Genomic DNA, 15875 nt, shown 5'->3' with positions numbered 1-15875 from the left:
GCCCCCTCTGTTTTATACCTCTTAAAGGAGGAAGGAAAAAACGTGAATGTGATTACGGATATCACGCAGTTAATCGGAAAAACGCCTCTTTTGAAGCTGCAGAAGTTTCAAACGCCTAGAGGGGTTAACATATACGCAAAGCTTGAAATGATGAATCCGGGCGGGAGCATTAAAGACCGGCTTGGAGAAATGCTGATTGACGAAGCGCTCAGCTCGGGAAAGCTGAAACCCGGAGGTACGGTGATTGAAGCGACGGCCGGCAATACGGGAATCGGCCTGGCGCTTAGTGCGAGAAAGTACGGCATTACAGCTGTTTTTTGTGTACCGGAGCACTTCAGCATGGAAAAACAGGCGATTATGAAGGCGCTTGGCGCAAAAATTGTCCAGACACCGAGAAGTAAAGGAATGAAAGGTGCGATCCAAAAAGCGCGTGAACTGGAGAAGGAGATCGACGGCTCTTATTGCGTTTTGCAGTTTGAAAACCGAGTAAATCCATTGGTTTACTACAAAACACTCGGTCCGGAAATTTGGAGCGATCTTGACGGACAGGTTGACGTGTTTATCGCCGGGGCCGGATCAGGAGGCACCTTTGCAGGGACTGCCCGATTTTTGAAGGAAAAAAATCCGTCTATCAAAACGGTCATTGTCGAACCGGAAGGCTCCATTTTAAACGGGGGAGAAGCGCACGCCCATAAAACCGAGGGAATCGGAATGGAATTCATCCCCGAATACATGGACCAAAGCCATTTCGATGAGATCTACACCGTGCTGGACGATGATGCATTCCGGCTCGTAAAGGAAGCCGCGGAGAAGGAAGGCCTTTTGATCGGAAGCTCATCCGGGGCCGCTTTGTTTGCCGCATTGAAAGAAGCTGAGAAAGCTGAGGAAGGCGCAAACATTGTGACCGTTTTTCCTGACGGGAGCGACCGTTATGTCAGCAAAAACATATACGAAGGAGGAATATAATATGAAGCAAAAAACGAAAATGATCCACGGCGGCATTACAGGTGACGAAAAAACAGGCGCAGTCTCAGTTCCGATTTACCAGGTGAGCACATACAAGCAGCCGCGGGCCGGACAGCATACGGGATACGAATATTCACGAACGGCCAACCCGACGAGAACGGCTCTTGAAGCCTTGATCGCAGATCTTGAAGGAGGAGCGGCAGGCTATGCCTTCGGTTCAGGAATGGCGGCCATCACCGCGGTTATGATGCTGTTTAAAAGCGGCGACCATATCATTTTGACGGATGATGTATACGGCGGCACGTACCGCGTGATGACAAAGGTGCTGAACCGCATCGGCATTGAGGCTACTTTCAGCGACACAAGCAGCACGAGCAATATCGAAAAAGCCATCAAGCCGAACACGAAAGCGATTTACGTCGAAACCCCGACAAATCCGCTGTTAAAAATCACCGATTTGCAAAAGGTTGCTGAAACGGCGAAAAAGCACGGCCTGTTACTGATCGTGGATAACACATTTTATACGCCGTATTTTCAAAATCCGCTTTCATTCGGAGCTGATATTGTGCTCCACAGCGCGACAAAGTATTTGGGAGGACACAGCGATGTCGTCGGCGGACTTGTCGTGACTGCGACGAAAGAACTCGGTGAGGAGATTCACTTCATTCAAAATTCCACAGGAGGTATCCTCGGTCCTCAGGACTCCTGGCTATTGATGAGAGGCATGAAAACGCTCGGCCTGAGAATGGAAGCCCATGAGCAAAACGCCAGAAAAATAGCTCAGTTTTTGGAAAACCATGATGCCGTTAAAAAAGTGTATTATCCGGGTTCTGCCTCCCACCCCGGCTATGAGCTTGCCAAGCGGCAAAGCACGGGATTCGGCGGGATGATCTCCTTTGATATCGGAGACGAGGAAAATGTCGACCTTGTGTTGGGAAGGCTGAAGCTGTTTACCATCGCTGAAAGCCTGGGGGCTGTCGAAAGCCTCATTTCAGTGCCTGCCCGGATGACCCACGCATCGATTCCGCGCGACCGCAGACTCGAGCTGGGCATTACAGATGGATTGATCCGGATTTCCGTCGGAATCGAGGATATTGACGATCTATTGGATGATTTGAAACAAGCGCTTGAACCGCTCGCTTAAATTGGCTGAATTTACATGTCTGGTCAACTGTCAATCTATGTTACTCTAATTCATATTGATTATGAATCAAGGCAGGTGACCAAAGACATGCATAAGAAAAAAGTCAAATCTTTAATGGATGACTATAAACAATTTGCTTTTACACTGCTCAGTGTCAGCACATTTATATATATCGGCTCCGTCATCCCGAACCAGGGTCTCGGAACGGGCCAAAAAACGGTGATGATGCTCGCGACATGCGCACTTTTAGCAGGAGCCTTCTTTTGTGTGAAATGCTCGCTCAAATATAAAAAACAACTGGATGAAATGGAAGAATCGTAAACAGAGAACCGGGACGCGCGGTTCTCTGTTTTTTTTCATGGTGGAAAAAGGGCGTCCATTTTTCCGAAAAACAGTTTACAAACAGGAATTTGATGGATATACTTACAAAGTAAACAAAAAGCAAAGGAGGTTGATGAACATGAAAAACGCGATGACTACATACACTAGACTCTGTGAATACCATGATTCATTCAGCCTGTGGGAGAAATTGTGCTCTTCCTTAACCGATGCTTTTCCAGCACACTGACGTTAGGAAGGAAAAACAATACGCTGCTCCTCCCGCAAGATAAAGACGCGTCCGTTTTTGTCTGGCGGTTTTTGTTTGCGCCCGCAGGTTTGTCAAATGATCTGCGGGCTTATTTTTGTAAAAGCGAACTTGAAAGGAGGTGAGCGACATGACGATTAATTTATTCTTCTTAACATTGACCATTCAAAAAAGATTTAAGAGTCCTGAAGAATACGAACGAGAATACGAGATCGAACAGTTGTACAACGAAATGAAAGACCGTCAGCTAAAGTATCTCTATACGAACAGCCAGCGCTAATCAAAGCGGACAATCAAATAAAAGGAGGAGATGATGATGATGTACAGAAGGGAATTGTTGGCACATTATACAATGGAGAAGGACCAGGTTTAGCCGGGCCTTTTTGGGTCCGAATCGCAGACTGCCTGCATAGAATAAAGCAAATGTAAATGCAGGTGATGAATATGCACAAAGATGGCAGAATGCCTTTTATCGGTCATGGCTATACATCAATGCCTCATTCTTTTAAGCACGGCTACGGGAATCCGTACCGCCGCCGAAGAATGGAAGAAAGAGCGCGCCGGTTCGGCTATTGGCCGCCTTACTGGTATTATTAGAAGCAGAAAACGGCTCGTTTTCTGCTTTTTTTAAATAGATGGATACCTTAAATAGGACAGGAGGGCTTAAAAAGCCCTCCATCCAGCTGTTCTAGCAAATGAAGCTAGTGCCTACGATAATCAACAGAATGAAAAGCACGACAATAAGCGCAAAGCCGGCACCGTATCCGTAACCGCCGTATCCGTAACCACCGTAGCAAGAGCCACAAGAGCCGCAACAACGGCCGTAACCGCCAAAACCGTATCCAAAGCCCATAATTTAGCACCACCTTTTAGTGAAAGTTCCATACATCCTATGCATTTATATGAGGAATTGAAAGGGCGGATAGATCATTTATTTCATCAAGAGCTTTTTAGACATAATGCCTCTTTGATTCGAATTGTTCCTGCGTTTTTGGAGAAACATTTTCAAAGATGAATCCGTCTAGTTATGGAATGCAGGAAAAGATTCAAGTATTTTCGCGGGTTTTCTTTTCATTTCTGGGCGGCCGATATGATTTGGGAAAGAGCCCGTTTTGTCCTTTGATGCAGGATAAAAAATGGCCTAATAAGAATCAAAGCAGGTGTTTTGACGTGTTTGAACAATGGCTTGGAAAACAATTGCGGAGTCCGAGAGGCATTTTATCAAAATGGATTGCTTCTTATATGGAAACCGGAAATCATGATATAAACGAATGGTCGATTCAGTTATTGGATGTTCAGCCCTATGACCGCATCCTTGAAATCGGAACGGGAGGCGGAGCTGCTCTCAGCCGGATCGCGGAAAAGCTTGAAACCGGAAAGGCTTGCGGAATCGATTCATCCAAAAGCATGGTAAAGCGAAGTCTGCGCCGGACCAGGTATCTAAGAGAAGAGGGAAAAGCGGAGATCAAGCACGGATATGCCGAAAACATTCCGTTTGAAGACCGTGTCTTTCATAAAGTATTTTCAGTGCATACGCTGTATTTTTGGACGGATCCCGATCAGGCGCTAAAAGAAATTTACCGCGTGCTGCAAATCGACGGCACGGTGTTTCTCGCCGTCCATCTCAAAGAACAAATGAAAAAATCAAAAAAAACGGATGATTTTACGTTGTATTCGGAAGAGCAGATCAGGCATCTGCTTGAAAAACATCATTTTAGGGAAATCAACGTACATATGTACAAAAATTATTGCTGCGTGACGGCGGCAAAATGACGATCATCCCCTAAAAGCCGGCCCTCTTACCACCGAGAGGGCTTTTCATATGCCGTGAATTTGGTTCCATAATATCATATTTTTGTTTTTGAAAGAAATGTATTCCAATAAATTGATAAACATGGTTTAATAGCGAGGTGAACGACTTTACTATATTCTGCGGAGGTACTTATGGAAAAAAGGAAAATTAGCGGTTCGATTGTTTTCATTCTTATGTTTGCCCTGATTTTTGGCCAGCTTCCGATTGGAAAGGCGGCGGCCGATGGACCTGTTGATGAGACGGTGCTTGCGATCGCAGACCCCGTAAAAGCGGGATTTAAAGAAAGCGATCAAGCACACTGGTATAAAATCGACCCTTCCGAAAAAGATGTCGCGGATTTCACGCATTTTCGAATCAAGCTTCAATCCGATCAGGAACTGAATATCTCCGTTTATTCCAGCCTGGAAAATGCTACGGATGGTCAGACTTTTGATCGATACAACGGCTTTTCGTATGCAAAAAACCCGGCCGCAATCGACTTTCCGATCGCCTGGAAAGGCCCGTACTACGTAAAAGTCGAAAACCATAATGAAGAAACCGAAGCCGATTCAAATACAGACATTTCTTACACCATCAGCTATGAGGGCGTCACCCTTCCTCCGTCAGATCAGATTGCCGAAGAAGAGTGCCCGGCAGAATTAAGCACATCAGAAAGGGAACACGGCAAAAGCATTCTGCAAGATTTAAGAACGATCAGAGATGGCGTGCTGCAAAAAACGGAAAAAGGGAAAGACCTGTCATCTCTATACTATAAAACCGCTCCTTTCATTAGCGCAAAAATGATGTTTGACAAATCGCTGCGGGACGGTGTATACCGCGATCTTGTCCAATTGAAAAAACTGTTCGGCGATGTCGCCGAAAACGGAGCGTCAAGCACATATACGGTCACGAAAGAAGATCAAAAAGCCATCCTCAGCCTTTATTCGGCGGCACGCGATGCGGTGCCTGAGTCTTTAAAAAAGCAGCTCGATCAAATAGCTGAAGACATCGACATCGCAAATCTGACAGGCAGCAAAGTATCAACGATTTTGGCAAAAGCCGGGCTTGCGGATTCAGCTGCAGCGAGTACACCTGAAAACCGCTACATCGTGAAATTAAAAGACGGCAAAAATGCGAGCTCATTTTCATCCAAAGCAAAAGCATACGGAGCGGACTCCGTTGATTCCTTCAAAAAAAGCAAAACGGCCTTTAAAAACATGTACGTCGTCGAACTGGAGCAAAACGATTCAGACGGATACAAAGCAGCCGCGAAGAAATATCAGACAGCAGCGGCCAAGCTGTCAAAACTGCCTGAAGTGGAATTCGTCGAGCAGGTTCACGAGTATCACGCTTTATCGGCTGACACCCAGTACTCCTACCAATGGTCGCTCAAAAATAACGGCAAAGACCGCGCTGCGAACGCTGACATTCAATTCGAAAAGCTTCAAAAACTGCTGAATGGAAAAGCGTTAAACGAAACGGTCATTGCCGTCGTCGATACAGGTGTCGATCATACGCTCGCAGACTTAAGCGGCGCTGTCAAAAACGACGAAGGGTACAACTACATCGGCCGCAATACGAATGCGTTGGACGATAACGGACACGGCACTCACGTTTCAGGCATTATCGCAGCAGCGGCTGATAATTACTACTCAATGGCAGGGATCAACGCACACGCGAAAATACTCCCTGTAAAGGTCTTGGATTCATCAGGAAGCGGGGACACGGAGCAGATCGCATACGGGATCATATACGCTGTTGACCACGGGGCAAAAGTGATCAATCTGAGCCTTGGCGGACCGTACAGCCGTGTGCTGGAATACGCCCTGCAATATGCGGCCGAAAAGAATGTGACGGTGGTGGCGGCAAGCGGCAATGACGGCTCTTCAGACATTTCGTATCCGGCGTCATCGAGATACGCGATATCCGTCGGCGCGACCAATCACCTCGATCTTGTCTCCGACTATTCCAATTATGGAAAAGGGCTGGATATGGTAGCTCCGGGAACAGACATCCCGAGCCTCGTTCCCGACGGTAATGTAACGTATATGAGCGGAACATCGATGGCTTCGCCGCACGTTGCGGCTGTTGCCGGACTCCTTTTGTCAGAGAAACCGTCTTTGCAACCGAAGCAAGTCGAAAAGCTTCTGACGGAAACCGCAGCTGACGTCGCATTTGCCGAACAGGACAATCCGGGTTCGGATTTTGATGACGGATTTGAGGAGCCTGAACTTCCGGCTCCGGGATATGACTTTGTTTCCGGATGGGGAAGGCTGAATGCCTACCATGCCGTGAGCGTTTTGGAACTGAACATGAAGGTGAATCCGGTATTGGACCATTACAAATCCGTAACAGGGACAGCGAAAAGCGGATCAGCGGTCAAAGTGCTGAGCGGAGGCAAGGTGCTCGGAACGGGAACGGCAGGGAAATCAGGAACCTTTACGGTGAAAATTCCGGCTCAGGCCGCCGATCAAGTTCTCCGTGTCGTAGCAACGGGCCATCAGGCTGAGGCAAGCTTAAGGACCGTCGTAGAAAAAGCGCCGAAAAAACCGTCTGTCAAGCGCGTCACCAACAATGACGCATATGTGACCGGGAAAGCGCCGTCGGGCTATACAGTCAACATTAAAAATGCGTCAAAGAAGATCATCGGATCAGCGAAGGCAGATGCTTCCGGAACATTCAAAGCCAAAATCGGCAAACAAAAAGAATATTCCGTTTTATATGTCTCCGCATCGAAGGATGCCTACAGGGAAAGCGCCGAAGTCAAAGTGACGGTAGCTGACGTCATTCCGCCGAACCCGCCAAAAATCAATCCGGTCTCTGACAAAAGTACAGAAATAAAAGGCAAAACCGAAGCAAATGCCGCAATCACCGTCAAAGCCGGCAAAAAAACGATCGGTACCGGCAATGCAAATAAAAAGGGCGAGTTCTCCATTAAAATAAAAAAACAAAAAGCGAATACCGTATTAGCAGTTACAGCGAAAGACAAAGCAGGAAACACGAGCAAAGCGAGAAAAACAACCGTGAAGAAAGCAAAATAGTTGTGTACACCGGGAGCTGATGTTCAATCAGCTCCTTTTTCGGGTTTATGTCCCGTCTGAAATGGTTCAAACTGCAAATAAGGAGGGATTGACGATGAAATGGCTGCTTATGCCGGTTTTATTATGTTCACTTGCATCATCCGCTTTTTTAGAAACAAAAGAACTGCCGACAAAGCAAAAGCTCGACGATGATTTGAAAAAGCATGCTGTTCAGGCGGACTTTTTCAAAATGAAGAAAGGCGAAGTCGAAAAAGAAACGAAAGTATACGCAGAAGGCGCCGCGGCATCTGTGGATCAGGAAGGAATATTTGCTTTATCCGTCAAAGAGGGAACCATATATGTTGAAAATCTCACCGGCCTCCGTATGCAGCCGGGGGACAATGTGAGGGTATACGGAATGTACCAAGGATTGCGAAACGGACATCCGCTTATTGCCGCAGTTCTGATAGAAAAGTTATAAAAATAATATATAAGAATACTAATCGATCGTATTGCCAAACTGGCGGGATCTTTTGTGGATTTGTGTATTTAGAACCGGTGAGCAAAATGGGTAGATTTTACCCATTTTGTTTTTTATTTAAAATTTTTTATATTAAAAAAGGAATTTTACGAATACCTGTCTAATTTGAACAAATGACGGTTGCGGAATGAACGTTCATTCCGCGATGTGGAGGTGAATACAGGTGGAACAAGAAAGCAAATACGAGAAGATCATCAAGGCTTCCCACGTTCTTTTCGCAGACCGGGGATTCGATGCCACAACGATTCCGATGATCGCAGAGAAGGCAAACGTCGGAGCAGGGACGATTTACCGGTACTTTGACAGCAAGGAGGCGCTTGTCAATGTTCTGTTTCAAAACAGTGTAAGGCGCTTTACAGAAAAGATTAAAGACGGCTACCCCGAACATTTGAGCGTGCGCAGTCAATTTCACCACATCTTTCGCTGCCTCTACGAGTTTGCGCGTGAAAACGTCTATGCGCTTTACTTTTTGGAAATTGACAAAACTTCGCATTACTTAACCGAAACAAGCCGGAGCGTCCTGAACGACCTTTTGGATTTCGTCTATTTGTTTTTTGAAAAAGGCAAAGAGGCAAACATGATTCATCCGCTGCCTCCGCATATTTTAACCGCGATGGTATTCGGAGCGTTTGTCCACATTCAAAAACTGGTGAAAGCCGGAGAAATAGAAGATCCTTCAGGCTTAATCGAAGAAATTGAACAATGTTCCTGGCATGCGATTAAACGTCACGATTGATAAGGCTTTTCTCAAAAAGAAAGGATGATCCTGATGAACAAGCTAAGCACGATTCCAATCCCGAAAACATACGGCCCGCTCGGCAACCTTCCGTTGCTGGACAAAACCAAGGTGTCCCAATCTCTGTGGAAAATCGCGGATGAACTGGGCCCTATTTTTCAATTTCAGTTTGCGGATAGGGTCGGCATCTTTGTTTCAAACCATGAGCTCGTTTCAGAGGTCTGTGACGAGTCAAGGTTTGATAAAAACATGGGGAAGGGGCTTTTGAAGGTCCGCGAATTCAGCGGAGACGGATTGTTTACAAGTTGGACGCATGAACCGAATTGGCGGAAAGCACACAACATTCTCCTGCCGAGCTTCAGTCAGAAAGCGATGAAGGGCTACCACTCCATGATGCAAGATATCGCACTGCAGCTTATTCAAAAATGGTCCCGTCTGAATCAGAATGAGAGCATCGATGTTCCGGATGATATGACGCGTCTGACGTTGGATACGATCGGCTTATGCGGCTTTAATTACCGTTTTAACAGTTTCTACCGCGAAGGACAGCACCCGTTTATCGAAAGCTTGAGTCGCGGTTTGAATGAAGCGATGAGTCAGACGAAGCGTCTCGAATGGCAGGATAAGCTGATGGTGAAGACAAGGCGGCAGTTTAACCGTGACGTTGAATCGATGTTTTCGCTCGTCGACCGGATCATCGCTGAACGAAGACAGACCGGGGGCGGGAGCGGAAACGACCTGCTGTCTCTCATGCTTCATGCGAAGGATCCTGAAACAGGCGAAAGGCTCGATGATGAAAACATCCGCTATCAAATCATCACCTTTTTGATTGCGGGGCACGAGACGACGAGCGGCTTATTGTCATTCGCGCTTTATCTGCTCCTTCAGCATCCCGAGCAGCTTAAAAAGGCATACGAAGAAGCGGACCGGGTGCTCACAGATCCGGTGCCTTCTTACAAACAAGTTCAGCAGCTGAAGTATATTCGTATGATATTGAACGAGTCGTTGCGGCTTTATCCGACTGCTCCTGCGTTTGCATTATACGCCAAGGAAGAAACGGTGATCGGCGGCAAATATTTGATTCCGAAGGGTCAGAGCGTAACCGTGTTAATTCCGAAACTGCACAGGGATCAAAGCGTCTGGGGAAAAGACGCCGAAGAATTCCGGCCTGAGCGGTTTGAACGGATGAACAGCATTCCGAAAAACGCGTACAAACCGTTCGGAAACGGCCAGCGCGCCTGCATCGGCATGCAGTTCGCACTTCATGAAGCCACGCTGGTACTGGGGATGATTCTTCAGTATTTTGAACTGGAAGACCACACGAATTATCGCTTAACAATAAAAGAGTCGCTTACTATTAAACCGGACGGCTTTACGATGCGGGTCAAGCCGAGAAGAGAGATAGCACTGATGACAACAGCGGCCCATCAGGAAAAGCAAGCCGCTTTTCGAACAGACATTCACTCACAGACGGCGGCAGATGCCCACGGTACTCCGCTGCTTGTACTGTACGGCTCAAATCTCGGATCAGCCGAAGACGCCGCAAGAGAACTCGCAGACGAGGCGCGTTTGCAAGGCTGGGAAAGCAGAACAGCCGAGCTTGATCAATATAAGGGCACGATCCCGAAGGAGGGAGCGGTGCTTGTCGTAACCGCTTCGTACAACGGACACCCGCCCGATAATGCGAAGGAATTCGTTAATTGGCTTGAACAAGATCCCGAAAAAGACTTACAAGGTGTCAAATATGCCGTGTTCGGATGCGGAAACACCAGCTGGGCCAACACGTATCAGAGGATTCCCCGCCTGATCGACGGCGCATTTGAAAAAAAAGGAGCGACCAGGCTGCATACGCGTGGAGAAGGGGATGCCAACGATGATTTTGAAGGAAGCTTTGAAGCTTGGAAAAACGGTCTTTGGCCTAATTTGAGAAAAGCATTTTCCATAACGGAGCATAAGCAGCAGGCAGACAGACAAGAGCTGTCCGTCGAATTCATCAGCGCACCGGCCGGCTCGCCTCTTGTGAAAACGTATCAGGCGTTTACGGCACAAGTGTTAACGAACCGCGAACTTCAGAGCCCAGACAGCGGAAGAAGTACGCGACATATCGAAATCTCTCTGCCGGAAGGAACTGCATATGTGGAGGGGGATCAACTCGGGGTGCTGCCGCAAAACAGCAATGCGCTCGTCGACAGGGTGCTTCAGCGGTTTGGATTAAGCGGAGATGAACACGTTTTGATCAGCGGAGAGCGCCGCGTCTCCCATTTGCCTTTCGATCGCCCGGTTAATGTCACAGCACTGTTTCAAAACAGCGTTGAACTGCAGGAGCCGGCCACAAGAGCCCAGATCCGCGAGCTGGCTGCGCATACCGTTTGTCCGCCGCATCAACGGGAGCTTGCCGCGCTTTTGGAGGATGAGGCCTACAAAGCGCAGGTCTTGCAGAAGCGTTTGACGATGCTTGATCTTCTTGAACAGTATCCGGCATGCGAGTTGCCGCTCGCCCGCTTTTTGGCGCTTCTGCCTTCATTAAAACCGAGGTACTATTCCATTTCCAGCTCGCCCCGGGAACATGCCCGGAACACGAGCATCACCGTCGCCGTTGTAAGCGGACCGGCGCTGAGCGGCCGGGGGCAGTACCGCGGTGTAGCATCAAACTATCTGGCAGAACTCGCCCCGGGGGACAGCATATCGTGTTTTGTCCGGGAGCCTTCGTCCGGCTTCAGGCTGCCTGATGATCCCGAAACGCCGCTCATCATGGTCGGACCGGGAACGGGAATCGCGCCTTTCCGCGGCTTTCTTCAGGCGCGCCGCATTGCAAAAGAAGCGGGAGCAGCACTCGGCGAAGCCCATTTGTATTTCGGCTGCCGCCATCCGGAACACGATTATCTGTACCGCGACGAATTGGAAAGAGCAGAACAGGACGGGCTCGTACACCTGCATACTGCTTTTTCGCGGCTTGAAGACAGCCCGAAAACGTATGTGCAGGATCTGATTAAAGAGGACGCGGAAAGGCTGATTCATCTGCTGAACAGCGGCTGCCGGCTGTACGTTTGCGGAGACGGCGCAAAAATGGCCCCGGCCGTTGAAGATGCTTTATGCGAAGCGTACGAACACATAATGCAGGCAAGCAAGGAAGAAGCGCAAAGCTGGATCTCTAAACTGCAGGAAGAAGGACGCTACGCAAAAGACGTCTGGTCCGGCGCAGGAATTGCCGGAGGAACTGCGCCAGTGCCCGCACAGCCGCAAGTCTAAAAAAAGAGGCATCCGGATGTCCGGATGCCTCTTTATTACGGCCTGGAGCTGATGTTATGTATGAATGTCATGAGGACTGATGCTACAAGCAATACCAATAAGATACACCCGACTTTAGCAGCTGTTTCCCAGCCGTTGAAAAAAGCCAGGCTGTTGATTGATTCCTGGCCCTTGAAGATCATATACACCGATAAAGGCGTTAAGATGACCACGCCTGTCCCCTTTAATAAAAGGGCTTTACGGCTTTCCTTTTTCGATTCATCCCACGAGTACATCAGGATGAACACAAAGCCGCACAAAGCGATGATATCTATCAACACCCCGCTGTCATTCATGATCCATCTCAAATAGCTTCCAAAAACAACGGATGCAATCAATCCGTAAAACCCTATTTTCTTCATGCCAAAACCCCCTCATCCAATTATAGCGGATATAAGGTAAGGAGAAAGCCTGACGGGATGCATTTACCTTTCTAAAAACGGCTGATCTTCAAAAGGAATTGCCATGCCGGCTTTTCCTTATATATCGGCATTCTTTGAAAAAGGCTTAAGCTGTTTCTTTGCTTCGGCTTCCCTTGCACCTTTTCCGGCAAAGAAGATAACCGGATAGGCAATTAAAAGCAGTCCTGCAATAAAAGAGATGATTCCCGGCCACTCAAAGTGAGTCCAGAAAAAACCGCCGAATGAACCGGCTAAGCTTGAACCGAGATAATAGCTCAGCAAATAAAGAGATGAAGCTTGAACACGCTGTTCACCCGCCTGCTGGCCGACCCAGGAGCTGGCGATCGAATGCGCTCCGAAAAATCCGAACGTAAAAACGGCGATACCGGCAATTTTCAGCGGCAGCCAGGTGAAAAGCGTGATCAAGGCGCCTGAAGCCATGATGGCGATTGCGATCTTGATCATGAATGAAGTGCCGTAGCTGTCGGCTTTCTTTCCCATGTAAACCGAGCTGAGCGTTCCTGCCAATTAGACGATAAAGATCAAACCGATAATCGTTTGCGACAGCCGGTAAGGAGGGCCCATCAATTGAAATCCGATATAGTTGAACATCGTGACAAAGCTGCCCATTAAGATGAAGCCGAGGGAAATGAGCAGCATGAGCCGTCCGTTCACAAAGACAGTCCGGTAGGCCAGGCGTGTTTTTTTAAGATTGGTTTGTTTTCTTGCAGAGTGCCGCGGCTGCGGCAGGAAAACCCAAAACAGATAGCTTAGTACGAAACAAATGATGCCGATGATGGCGAGCGCATCCCTCCAGCCGAAAAGGTCTGTCAAAAGGCCGGTCAACAGCCTGCCGCTCATGCCGCCAAGGCTCGTGCCGCTTATGTAGAGTCCCATCATTTTGCCGAGCCCCTTCGGATCGAATTCTTCGCCGACATACGTCATAGCGATGGCTGGAACGCCTGCAAGGAAAAAACCAAGAAGCCCCCTCATTACAAGCAGGGTGGCAAAATTCGGACTGAACGCTGTTAAAAGCCCGAGGACAGATGTTGCAAAAAGCGAAATCGTCATGATGTTCCTGAGGCCAAACCCGTCCGCCAATGCGGCCGCAGCTAGCAAAGCAAACGCCAGTATGCCGGTTGAGATGGATAATGTTAGGCTTGCCGACGCGGCTGATATGCCGAATTCCTTCGCAAATACCGGCATTAGCGGCTGTGTGGTGTACAATGTCGCAAATATGACAAAACCGCTGATAAATAATGCAATGCTTGCTTTTTGATAAACCTTTGTATGCGGCTGAATGTAATTCATGCTGGTCCCTCATTTCGAAAATCTGCTCTATGATCCATCCTACGCTTTCGTTTGCAATGTGTCTAATTTATAATAACTATGATTATGATGCATCTTGATTATGATGAGGAGGTGAGACAGTGGAACTCCATCAAATTGACAACTTTATTGCCGTCAGCAAGCATCGCCACTTTACGAAAGCTGCTATGGAGCAGTGCATTTCCCAGCCGGCTTTGAGCCGGTCCGTCAAAAAGCTTGAAGAAGAATTGGGCGTTCCTTTGTTTATTCGCGGATCAAAGTCCGTCCGGCTCACAAAGTACGGCAAACAGTTTCTCGTCAATGCAAAAAAAGCCCGCCATGCGCTCGATGAAGGCGTCCGGCAGGTCATAAAAAGCGCAGATCCCGACTATGGAGAAATATCGGTGTCTTTTTTGCATACGCTCGGCTCCCGGCTTATGCCGCAGCTGATCGCCGGTTTTAAAAAACGGCACCCGCATGTGGAGTTCAGGCTTTATCAAGGGGCGAATGAAGTACTTCAGCACATGGTCGAAACAGGAGAGGCTGATATTTGCCTGAGCTCTCCTCCCCTGCCGAACGACCTGCTTGAGTGGACCATCCTTGATAAAGAACCGCTTTATTTGGTGCTGCCCGCCGATCATCCGCTGGCAGGCCAAAACGAAATTGAGATGAAAGCCATTGCGGGGGAAGATTTTGTCGGCTTTAAACAGGGGTATGGACTTCGCTATGTGTTTGATCAAATGTGCCGGGATTTAGAGATCAGCCCGAAGCTTGCGTTTGAAGGAGAAGAGGTTTCGACCATTTTGGGGCTCGTGTCAGCCGGGCTTGGTGCGGCGATTTTGCCGAAAACGGCTGAACATGTCCATTTTCCCGTCGTATTCTGCCGTGTTGCAGATTACCGCTCAGAACGGAAGATCGGTCTTGCCGTCTTAAAAGACCATTATTTATCGCCTGCAGCCTTCAACTTTAAGCAGTTTGTTATTGAATACTATCAAAGGAACGACCGCCCGTAGGCCCGTCTGCCAAAAGAGGGGCGGCAAAAGCCGCACCCCTTAAAAAATGTTATTTTTCATAATGCTGAAACTGAATATCCAATGTGCGAAGATACGTTTGCAATCCTGCGTCTTGTATCGGAATGATGTAGGCTGCCTCATTTGATTCATTATGGTGGGAATGCCATAGCCCCGGCGGTGTGATGAAAGATTTTCCGGTGACCCATTCCACTTTGACCGGATCAATGATTTCCTTTGTCTCGGGATCGATTTTGTTCCCGACTAATGTATACGTCCCCGGCGCCGCATAGGCAACAAAGTCGAGGGCGACCGATTTATGGCTGTGAGGCGCTTGGCTTGAACCCGGAGGGACGATGCCGAACATGGCCCACAGCACATGCGTGATGGTTAACGTCTGATCGAATATGTCATTGTTTAAGAGAATGGAAATGCGGTTGCGAAAACGGGCGTCAGGGGCATTGGCGGCTTCGGCTAATTTTGCTTTTGCCTGTTCAGCGGTGTACAGGGTCGGTTTGAAGCGCGCTTCAGCGGCATTCACGCCTAAATAGCGAAGAAGCGGCGAATCTGTAATATAATAGATGGATGCGTCTTCAAAAGCCGTATGGCGGCTGATTGAACCGGCAGGCAGCGTGAAAAAATCGCCTTTATGCCACTCAATCGTTTCTCCGCAGGAAACGGTTGTACCGGCGCCTTCAATCACGTAATATAATTCGCTTGTTGCATTCGGTTTGGTATTGATCGTATCACCCGTGCGAATCTTGATAAAATGCGCGAGAAGGGATGGGCTTGATGCAGGATAATCCGTTTTAAGCTCGTTTGAAATGTCCAAAGGAATGATCTGCGTTTCTCCGGAACGGTACAGTTCCGGACCGAACTCTTTAATCGGGACCGGGCTGATGATTTCGCTTCCAATCGGATCGGAAGCAGTGGTATACTCAAAAAAACGGGCATGCTTCGTCAACTGTTCGGCATGGGTTTCAGAATGGGTAGACATAAGAAAACCTCCTGTTATTTTTTGATAATTCTATCATATTTGACATGGAAGATGTTAGTAAACGAATAAAAAGATAAAGAAAGAGG

Annotated in this window: 14 protein-coding genes and 1 pseudogene; 11 read left to right on the top strand and 4 right to left on the bottom strand. The window is 48.0% G+C overall.

The window, feature by feature from the left end; genetic code table 11:
- Positions 1 to 42: 42 nt before the first annotated feature.
- The 5 genes from AB447_RS05415 (at position 43) to AB447_RS26145 (ending at position 3293) form a co-directional block, all read left to right on the top strand.
- Positions 43 to 966 (top strand): PLP-dependent cysteine synthase family protein, encoded by a 924-nt coding sequence (locus tag AB447_RS05415; protein ID WP_048353576.1) that lies wholly within the window; start codon positions 43 to 45, stop codon positions 964 to 966.
- 1 nt (position 967) lies between these two features.
- The gene (locus tag AB447_RS05410) at positions 968 to 2110 is read left to right on the top strand and encodes a bifunctional cystathionine gamma-lyase/homocysteine desulfhydrase (RefSeq protein WP_048353577.1); all 1143 of its coding nucleotides are present in this window, start codon (positions 968 to 970) and stop codon (positions 2108 to 2110) included.
- A gap of 87 nt (positions 2111 to 2197) precedes the next feature.
- The gene (locus AB447_RS05405) at positions 2198 to 2431 is read left to right on the top strand and encodes a YrhC family protein (protein ID WP_048353578.1); all 234 of its coding nucleotides are present in this window, start codon (positions 2198 to 2200) and stop codon (positions 2429 to 2431) included.
- 395 nt (positions 2432 to 2826) lie between these two features.
- On the top strand, positions 2827 to 2976 hold the full coding sequence (locus AB447_RS25040; protein WP_082142462.1) for a YrzI family small protein: 150 nt from the start codon (positions 2827 to 2829) through the stop codon (positions 2974 to 2976).
- Positions 2977 to 3140: 164 nt separating this feature from the next.
- Positions 3141 to 3293 carry a hypothetical protein gene (locus AB447_RS26145; protein ID WP_164918165.1) on the top strand — a complete coding sequence of 51 codons (153 nt, stop codon included), beginning with the start codon at positions 3141 to 3143 and terminating at the stop codon, positions 3291 to 3293.
- Between the two features lie 91 nt (positions 3294 to 3384).
- Here the strand turns inward: AB447_RS26145 and AB447_RS25035 are convergent, their stop codons facing one another.
- Positions 3385 to 3549 (bottom strand): YjcZ family sporulation protein, encoded by a 165-nt coding sequence (locus tag AB447_RS25035; protein WP_082142463.1) that lies wholly within the window; start codon positions 3547 to 3549, stop codon positions 3385 to 3387.
- 317 nt (positions 3550 to 3866) lie between these two features.
- On the opposite strand from AB447_RS25035, the gene AB447_RS05395 reads away from it, so the two are divergent.
- The 5 genes from AB447_RS05395 (at position 3867) to AB447_RS05375 (ending at position 12034) form a co-directional block, all read left to right on the top strand.
- Positions 3867 to 4469: a class I SAM-dependent methyltransferase gene (locus tag AB447_RS05395; RefSeq protein WP_048353600.1), complete on the top strand. Its 603-nt coding sequence runs from the start codon at positions 3867 to 3869 to the stop codon at positions 4467 to 4469.
- A 171-nt stretch (positions 4470 to 4640) separates the two neighbouring features.
- The gene (locus AB447_RS05390) at positions 4641 to 7529 is read left to right on the top strand and encodes a S8 family peptidase (RefSeq protein ID WP_048353580.1); all 2889 of its coding nucleotides are present in this window, start codon (positions 4641 to 4643) and stop codon (positions 7527 to 7529) included.
- A 94-nt stretch (positions 7530 to 7623) separates the two neighbouring features.
- Entirely contained in the window at positions 7624 to 7989 is a 366-nt protein-coding gene (locus tag AB447_RS05385; protein ID WP_053071235.1) for a hypothetical protein, read from the top strand.
- Between the two features lie 223 nt (positions 7990 to 8212).
- Entirely contained in the window at positions 8213 to 8785 is a 573-nt protein-coding gene (locus tag AB447_RS05380; protein ID WP_048353581.1) for a TetR/AcrR family transcriptional regulator, read from the top strand.
- Positions 8786 to 8818: 33 nt separating this feature from the next.
- Positions 8819 to 12034 carry a bifunctional cytochrome P450/NADPH--P450 reductase gene (locus AB447_RS05375; RefSeq protein WP_057957462.1) on the top strand — a complete coding sequence of 1072 codons (3216 nt, stop codon included), beginning with the start codon at positions 8819 to 8821 and terminating at the stop codon, positions 12032 to 12034.
- Between the two features lie 35 nt (positions 12035 to 12069).
- On the opposite strand, the gene AB447_RS05370 is transcribed toward AB447_RS05375, so the two are convergent.
- A complete protein-coding gene (locus tag AB447_RS05370; protein WP_048353582.1) occupies positions 12070 to 12435 on the bottom strand; it encodes a YoqO family protein in 366 nt (121 codons plus the stop codon).
- Positions 12436 to 12552: 117 nt separating this feature from the next.
- Positions 12553 to 13785, bottom strand: a pseudogene (locus AB447_RS05365) (MFS transporter).
- A gap of 119 nt (positions 13786 to 13904) precedes the next feature.
- Between AB447_RS05365 and AB447_RS05360 the strand changes: the two are divergent.
- Positions 13905 to 14795, top strand: a complete 891-nt coding sequence (locus AB447_RS05360; RefSeq protein ID WP_048353583.1) for a LysR family transcriptional regulator — start codon at positions 13905 to 13907, stop codon at positions 14793 to 14795.
- A 49-nt stretch (positions 14796 to 14844) separates the two neighbouring features.
- Here AB447_RS05360 and AB447_RS05355 read toward each other — a convergent pair whose 3' ends face one another.
- A complete protein-coding gene (locus tag AB447_RS05355; protein WP_048353584.1) occupies positions 14845 to 15789 on the bottom strand; it encodes a cupin domain-containing protein in 945 nt (314 codons plus the stop codon).
- Positions 15790 to 15875 lie beyond the last annotated feature (86 nt).

Origin of the sequence: Bacillus glycinifermentans, assembly GCF_001042475.2 — a bacterium.
GTDB lineage: Bacteria > Bacillota > Bacilli > Bacillales > Bacillaceae > Bacillus > Bacillus glycinifermentans.
The sequence above is the reverse complement of the archived record's forward strand: the minus strand, read 5'-3'. Positions and strand labels throughout refer to the sequence as shown.

What these genes read in the sequence shown, in the direction of transcription:
- AB447_RS05410 (WP_048353577.1), top strand. Translation starts at nt 968, where the DNA reads ATGAAGCAAAAAACGAAAATGATCCACGGCGGCATTACAGGTGACGAA.
- AB447_RS05405 (WP_048353578.1), top strand. Translation starts at nt 2,198, where the DNA reads ATGCATAAGAAAAAAGTCAAATCTTTAATGGATGACTATAAACAATTT.
- AB447_RS25040 (WP_082142462.1), top strand. Translation starts at nt 2,827, where the DNA reads ATGACGATTAATTTATTCTTCTTAACATTGACCATTCAAAAAAGATTT.
- AB447_RS26145 (WP_164918165.1), top strand. Translation starts at nt 3,141, where the DNA reads ATGCACAAAGATGGCAGAATGCCTTTTATCGGTCATGGCTATACATCA.
- AB447_RS25035 (WP_082142463.1), bottom strand. Translation starts at nt 3,549, where the DNA reads ATGGGCTTTGGATACGGTTTTGGCGGTTACGGCCGTTGTTGCGGCTCT.
- AB447_RS05390 (WP_048353580.1), top strand. Translation starts at nt 4,641, where the DNA reads ATGGAAAAAAGGAAAATTAGCGGTTCGATTGTTTTCATTCTTATGTTT.
- AB447_RS05385 (WP_053071235.1), top strand. Translation starts at nt 7,624, where the DNA reads ATGAAATGGCTGCTTATGCCGGTTTTATTATGTTCACTTGCATCATCC.
- AB447_RS05375 (WP_057957462.1), top strand. Translation starts at nt 8,819, where the DNA reads ATGAACAAGCTAAGCACGATTCCAATCCCGAAAACATACGGCCCGCTC.
- AB447_RS05370 (WP_048353582.1), bottom strand. Translation starts at nt 12,435, where the DNA reads ATGAAGAAAATAGGGTTTTACGGATTGATTGCATCCGTTGTTTTTGGA.
- AB447_RS05355 (WP_048353584.1), bottom strand. Translation starts at nt 15,789, where the DNA reads ATGTCTACCCATTCTGAAACCCATGCCGAACAGTTGACGAAGCATGCC.